The 6,329-nt window shown below is 31.0% G+C and carries 9 protein-coding genes and 1 pseudogene; all 10 read left to right on the forward strand.

Features of this window, described 5'->3' with window-relative positions:
• Positions 1-81: 81 nt before the first annotated feature.
• The 10 genes and pseudogenes from B2145_RS03145 to B2145_RS03190 all read left to right on the forward strand — a co-directional run bounded on the left by B2145_RS03145 (position 82) and on the right by B2145_RS03190 (position 6,284).
• Positions 82-819 carry a shikimate dehydrogenase family protein gene (locus tag B2145_RS03145; protein ID WP_414654634.1) on the forward strand — a complete coding sequence of 246 codons (738 nt, stop codon included), beginning with the start codon at positions 82-84 and terminating at the stop codon, positions 817-819.
• 37 nt (positions 820-856) lie between these two features.
• The gene (locus B2145_RS03150; protein ID WP_291098116.1) at positions 857-1,792 is read left to right on the forward strand and encodes a tyrosine-type recombinase/integrase; all 936 of its coding nucleotides are present in this window, start codon (positions 857-859) and stop codon (positions 1,790-1,792) included.
• 23 nt (positions 1,793-1,815) lie between these two features.
• Complete coding sequence (locus tag B2145_RS03155) at positions 1,816-1,920, forward strand: hypothetical protein (RefSeq protein WP_291098140.1); 105 nt, start codon at positions 1,816-1,818, stop codon at positions 1,918-1,920.
• Positions 1,921-2,051: 131 nt separating this feature from the next.
• Entirely contained in the window at positions 2,052-2,876 is an 825-nt protein-coding gene (locus B2145_RS03160; protein WP_291098119.1) for a hypothetical protein, read from the forward strand.
• Between the two features lie 174 nt (positions 2,877-3,050).
• Positions 3,051-3,620, forward strand: a complete 570-nt coding sequence (locus B2145_RS03165; RefSeq protein ID WP_291098122.1) for a GNAT family N-acetyltransferase — start codon at positions 3,051-3,053, stop codon at positions 3,618-3,620.
• Positions 3,621-3,625: 5 nt separating this feature from the next.
• Positions 3,626-4,066, forward strand: coding sequence for a hypothetical protein (locus B2145_RS03170; RefSeq protein ID WP_291098124.1), 441 nt, complete (start codon positions 3,626-3,628; stop codon positions 4,064-4,066).
• A 68-nt stretch (positions 4,067-4,134) separates the two neighbouring features.
• Positions 4,135-4,419 (forward strand): hypothetical protein, encoded by a 285-nt coding sequence (locus B2145_RS03175; RefSeq protein WP_291098126.1) that lies wholly within the window; start codon positions 4,135-4,137, stop codon positions 4,417-4,419.
• Between the two features lie 21 nt (positions 4,420-4,440).
• Positions 4,441-4,632 (forward strand): annotated as a pseudogene (locus B2145_RS17595) (DnaJ domain-containing protein); the annotation flags it as partial.
• 493 nt (positions 4,633-5,125) lie between these two features.
• On the forward strand, positions 5,126-5,506 hold the full coding sequence (locus tag B2145_RS03185) for a hypothetical protein (protein WP_291098132.1): 381 nt from the start codon (positions 5,126-5,128) through the stop codon (positions 5,504-5,506).
• A 187-nt stretch (positions 5,507-5,693) separates the two neighbouring features.
• Positions 5,694-6,284, forward strand: a complete 591-nt coding sequence (locus B2145_RS03190; RefSeq protein ID WP_291098135.1) for a tetratricopeptide repeat protein — start codon at positions 5,694-5,696, stop codon at positions 6,282-6,284.
• Positions 6,285-6,329 lie beyond the last annotated feature (45 nt).

The raw sequence follows: 6,329 nt of genomic DNA on the forward strand, positions 1-6,329 counted from the left end.
TGAAAATTCGTGGAATTCGTGGCTAACAAAAAATAGTCCGCAAAGCGGACTCTTTTATAAAAAATTATACTGTTGAACACGATACGAAAACGCTTTGGTTTACTGGGACGCAACATCAATTATTCCTTTTCGAAAGGCTATTTTACCGAAAAATTCACCAATGAAAACTTCGAAGGCTGCACCTACGAGAATTTCGATATTCAGAAAATAACGGCTTTCCCCGAAATAATAAAAAACAATCCCGACTTAAAAGGATTGAATGTCACGATTCCGTACAAGGAAGCGGTAATCCCGTTTTTGGATAAATTGTCGAAAAAAGCGGCGTTAATTGGCGCGGTAAATACCATTAAAATCACCAAAAAAGGAAAGCTGAAAGGCTACAACACGGACTATTATGGTTTCAAGAAATCGTTGAAACCATTGTTGCAACCGCACCACAAAAAAGCATTGATTCTGGGAACTGGTGGCGCTTCAAAAGGAGTTGCCTTTGCCCTGGACGAACTGGGAATCGTGTACACTTTTGTTTCCAGGGAAGCCAAAGAAAATGCCATCGATTACGGCCAAATCAATTCGACCACTTTTGATGATTACCAAATCATAATCAATTCAACTCCGGTGGGGACAAGCCCAAATGTTGAAGCATTCCCGTTAATTCCTTACGAACATTTCACACAGAAGCACATTGCTTATGACTTGATTTACAATCCTGCGGAAACCCAATTCCTGAAGAAAGCCGCAGCAAACGGAGCACAAACCAAAAACGGACTGGATATGCTTGTTTTTCAGGCGGAGAAAGCTTGGAAGGTTTGGAATAAATAGAAATAATTGGCTACTTTAGTACTCTAATTTACTGATAATGAACTGGAGTGCCAAAGTGATTACACATAAAAAAGAAAAACGAATCGCGGTATATTTTGAAAAAAATGCCGAATTCATTGCTCGTATTAAAGAAATTGGCGGCGCTAGATGGAGTCAATCTCTAGTGGCTTGGCATCTTCCGGACACGGAAGAAAACAGGGAACGATTCAACTTAGCACCTCACTCCCATTCCCTACCTTCGGTCGAAGGAATAGCACAAATCGAGAAATTCAAGCAATGGCTGCGCTCCAAACGCTATAGCGAAAGCACGATTGCCACGTATAGCGAAGCTTTGAAATCGTTTTTGGTGTTTTATCGCGAAAAAACCATTGCCGAAATTACCAATGAAGATGTGATTATCTACAATAACGAGTATATTTTAAAAAACAATCTTTCAGCTTCGTATCAGAACCAAATAACTAATGCAATCAAACTTTATTTTAAAACTATTCGAGAAACCAAGATTGACATTGACAAAATACATAGACCAAAACGTGCCAAATTGTTACCAAATGTATTAAGCAAAGAGGAAATCAAATTGATTTTGAATGTACATTCAAACATCAAACACAAAATGATGCTAAGCTTAATCTATAGTTGTGGATTGCGTTGTGGCGAATTATTGGCATTACAACCTGTGCATATCGATTCTAAAAGGAATATTGTTTTACTTAAAAACTCCAAAGGAAAAAAAGACAGAATTGTCCCCTTGAGTTCTAAAATATTAGAAATGCTACGCGATTACTATAAAGTTTATAAACCCAAAACTTATTTATTTGAAGGACAAACTAGCGGATTACCATATGATGCTCGAAGTTTGCAACTCATATTGAAACAAGCACTACAAAAATCGGGAATTACAAAGCCAGCCACTTTGCACTGGCTTAGACACAGCCCTGCCTGCCGGCAGGCAGGTACGCGACCCATTTATTAGAGAGTGGGACCGATTTACGTTACATACAAGAATTATTAGGACACAATAGTAGTAAAACTACCGAAATATACACTCACGTAAGCACTAAAAGCATTCAACAAATAAAAAGCCCTTTTGATGATTTGTAAGAAAAAAAAGCTATATTTGAATCTATTATAAAGCGAAACAAAACTTCGCCAATCTACCCAAAATTGGGTGTATTTACGAAGTTTTATTTCGCCTATATGCAAGTTAGTGGCAATAGTAAATAGACATCAAAATGACAAACAGTATCAAAATAATTCTTGCCCTTTTATTAATTGTTTTGACAAATATACTTGGACATTATTTCCCTCCGACATCAATAACGTTGAGTCCATTGACTATTGGGCTTTTGACAGGTTTACTAATATTCACAGACTTTAAATTTGGTTATCGTATTCTGTTAATAACATTGGCAATAATTGTTAATGACATTTGTATCAAAGATTTTGCTGGTGGAACTTATGATTTAGAAGGAGAAGGCTTTATAAGTGCTTTTTTAATCATTGGTTTAATTATTTCGACAATAATAATTCTAATCAAAACTGTTGTCCTTAAAAACATGAACGCAATTGTTAAAATAATGCTGACATTAATGATGCCAGTCATCATGTTTTTGTATTTACAATATTTCGGACTTTATGGTTTATCATTTTCCAAATCTATGAGCCTGACAAAAGAGAATGCAATAGAAAACAAGACATTCCTTTCTGACCTATATTTTTCAGAAAGCGAAATTATTTATGATATTGACAGCATTCGCATTATTTCTGGGTGGATAGAAAAGGAAATTATGCTGAATCACAACTCTCTAATATGTAAGTCAGAAGAAACTGGAAATATCAATTATAAGATAAAAATCAAACACAATTTTAAGCCTTACGACTTTTCAATCTATTATAAAGTTAATAGTGATGATGTGAACGGCGCAAACCCAGTTGACTCTGTGTTGGAATTTACAGCAAATAAATCAGACAGTATTACCTTGACAATTTTTAAATTAAGAAACGGTTCTGTTAACAATGACACCATAATAAAAAGGGTGACAATCAAACCAAAATAACTACTGCCACTAACAGCAGCTACCCGCAAGTCGGGTTTTGGCGCTTCGTTGACAGGAAAGTAATAAATTGAAGTTCAGCTTTTTGCAGGAAATTCGGTAGTTAAATTCCCGCCCTGCGTGTAGCTGCGGAACGTTGGCAGTAATTTTACCGTAGAAAAACTAAAATATTTAAGAATGGCAATAGACCCTAAATTAAAATGTAATCCTGAAATATTTGAAAAAAAATTTTCAATAGAAGTTGGTCCAAACATTATATTAAAACCAATCTTTGAGGAATTAGTGAAAATGGAATCAAAATTTTATTTACTTAATTCTAAAAATGAAAAAGTGAAAAAATATATTCCTTTTGCTTATGTTGAGGATGAAGATTCGGCATTAAACAAAATAAATCAATTTATAATGGATACAATCGCATTTAAGACTTCCATTTTATATTGTATAAGAATTACAGATGGACAGATTCCAATGATGCCAATAGGATATATAAATTTAGAATCACCTTTAAGCCCTAATGGACTAAATAATTGGTCGTTAAATTTTTGGTTGTCAGAACATTACCAAAATAAAAATATTATGGTTGCTTCTGTTTTTAATTGTTTGAATTTTCTAAAAGAAATGGGAGTAACTACAATTAAAGCAATAGTTGATGATGACAATTTTAGATCAATAAAATTATTGACTAAACTTGACTTTGAAAAAGAACACAATGTTTCTGATAAAATATTATTTACAAAAAATCTATAACTTTTATGAATGATAAATATGAGAAAATTAGATTAGAATGGATTAATTTTTTAGAAAAATTTTCTGCTAACCAATTAGATATAAAATTTAGTAAAACTGAAACTGAATATTTAAATTTTAAAATGGAAAATATTTTAGATACAAACATATCTTTTTCCAGTGAATATGGCTTTTTGACAGTTTCTTTCGTTGAAGAAAAAATAAAGAAAAGATTTTTTGAAATTATGAAATCTTTTTCAGAAAAGAATAAAGATGATCATCAAAATAATTTTATAATAAATTATCCTTGCAGAGTATTCGGAAATAGATTAATGTTTAATTTTTATGATAATGATAATTTGTTAAAGGATAAAGATAGAATGGATAATAGAGTTTATGTTTTTGAAAATTTATTCAATATAATTATAAAAATTAAAATCGAAAATATAAAACTAAATTTTATTTAAATAATAAAAAACTAATACCAAACAAGCAAATATTTTCAGTAAATTACAAAAACACAGAAACAAAACAAATGAATTATAAAGAAGCTCTTGAGGAAATAAAAAACAAATCGAATTTGATTGGAAGAAAAATCAATAATGGAACAATAGACGAATTGATTATTTTTCCGAATAACGAAGAATCAAAATTGCATTTTAAAGATAATTACCTAAAGACTTATGATGCAAAGTCATCAATCCAACCATTTATTAATGAAGAAGTTTCAATTTGTGCCGTAATTGACAAGAAAAAGATTTTGCAAAAAATTTTTATAACTGCAACATTAAATGAAATACAAAACCAGTTAGAAAAATAATTAAATTAATAAATTTAACTCGTGAAAACATACTATGAAACATTAGAAATTAGTCAAAACGCTTCAATAAACGAAATTAAAAAGGCTTATAAAAAGTTAGCTTTAAAATATCATCCCGATGTAAATAAAGCAACTGATGCAAATGAAAAATTTATTGAAATTAATGAAGCTTATGAGTTTTTATCAGACACTAATAAAAGGAAAATATATGACGACTTAATTTCATCAAATAATCAAAATCAAGAAAATGTAAATCAAGATTTTGAAAAATGGAAAAAACAAGCAAAAGAAAAAGCAGAGAAATATTCAAAAACAGAATATAATAATTTCAAAGAAAATATAATCGATAAAATTACCGAAGTATACAAAACAACTAAAAAAGGTGCTAAATTTGGTTGTGGGATATATTTTGGTTTGTCATTTATCGGAGCTTCAATCTTGGGAATATATAAATATATTGAATATATAATCCAATTATTTAAGGGAGAAAAAGACTTCAGTATTTTTAAAATATTATGGATTATTATGATTCTATTTATTGGACTACTTGGCTACTTGGCTTGCAAAAATACTTTGAAAAAATAAAAAATACTGCCAAGCATCTTAAGCAGTTTCATAATGTAAAATCTGATGTGACAATCCTTGCTAAATGTATAAAGGAACTATTGTTTACAGAAAGATTAGAAAATTTTAAAATATAAATAATATGGGGTTTACAATTATACCAAAGTGTAACAATTGTGGATATAGTACAGATTCAATTGCTGTTGGAGGAGGAAGATTTGATCATCTTACTAGATGTGGCGCACCAATTTTAAATACTGAATCCAACGAAATTGAACAAATAAATCTGTATGATTATGCAAAAACAGTAATTATTAAAAATGATTTCTTTTCTTACGAAAGTGTTACAATCGAAATAAACAATGAAAAATATGTCCCATATTATGAATCCAGTATGTTTATAAATGATTCAGAAATTGGAAGTTATAATTGGAATGATAAATATTATAAAAGAAGTAAAAATTTTTGTCCCAAATGTAAAACCTATAATTTAGATTTTCTAATGGGTGTTTTGTATGATTAAAACAATTACTAAACAACAAGGCAACGATAAAAAACTACTGCCAACCGCCATTTTGATATAGCTGGAATTTAGTGGAATTATCGTTTCGCATCAAGTTTTCGTTAAGCCGGAAATTGCGCGGTTACGAATTTCCAGCCATCTCAAAGTGGCATAACGTTATGCATCATTCTACGAAAACGACTAAAAAATGAAAAAAACCACCTTCACAGTATTATTATTTTTGACTACTATTTTGACAACTTTCGCACAAAACGAATTTTTGGACAAAGGGAATTCCTATTTGAACAACCAACAATTTGACAAAGCAGAGCAGACATTCAGAGAAGCAATTAAATCCGACAAAACCAATCTAATCTATCAATGCCAACTTGGGCTGACCTTAATTCAAGCAAAAAAATATTCTGATGGACAAAAAGTGCTTGACGAAGTTCTTAAAGTGGACAATAAGAACGTTGGAGCAATTTGGTATAGTGGAATAGGATATTTTTACAATGCTGAATACAAACAAGCAAATAATAGATTTGAAAAAGCATTGACACTACTTGACCCAAAAAGCGCACAATATTATTCTGCTAATTGGTTCATAGGAAAAGGTTATTCTAATCTTCTAAAAACTGATGGTTTGACTTATGCAGAAACAGACAGAATGTTTGAATGTTACGAAGAATATTTAAGACTTCAACCAAATGCAGAAGACGCACCAAAAATTAAAGAATATGTGGAGCGAAAAAAGACGAGACGTCCACCAAGTAATGTGAAAGTATGGGTAGATTTATAAACAATATAGAAAGAACGATGCATAATCGAGTAGACGGCTCCGCCA

This window comes from Flavobacterium sp. UBA5153 (assembly GCA_002413745.1).
GTDB lineage: Bacteria > Bacteroidota > Bacteroidia > Flavobacteriales > Flavobacteriaceae > Flavobacterium.

Excerpts from the sequence above, each read along its gene's own strand:
- B2145_RS03150 (WP_291098116.1), top strand. The coding sequence starts at position 857 with ATGAACTGGAGTGCCAAAGTGATTACACATAAAAAAGAAAAACGAATC.
- B2145_RS03160 (WP_291098119.1), top strand. The coding sequence starts at position 2,052 with ATGACAAACAGTATCAAAATAATTCTTGCCCTTTTATTAATTGTTTTG.
- B2145_RS03165 (WP_291098122.1), top strand. The coding sequence starts at position 3,051 with ATGGCAATAGACCCTAAATTAAAATGTAATCCTGAAATATTTGAAAAA.
- B2145_RS03170 (WP_291098124.1), top strand. The coding sequence starts at position 3,626 with ATGAATGATAAATATGAGAAAATTAGATTAGAATGGATTAATTTTTTA.
- B2145_RS03175 (WP_291098126.1), top strand. The coding sequence starts at position 4,135 with ATGAATTATAAAGAAGCTCTTGAGGAAATAAAAAACAAATCGAATTTG.
- B2145_RS03185 (WP_291098132.1), top strand. The coding sequence starts at position 5,126 with ATGGGGTTTACAATTATACCAAAGTGTAACAATTGTGGATATAGTACA.
- B2145_RS03190 (WP_291098135.1), top strand. The coding sequence starts at position 5,694 with ATGAAAAAAACCACCTTCACAGTATTATTATTTTTGACTACTATTTTG.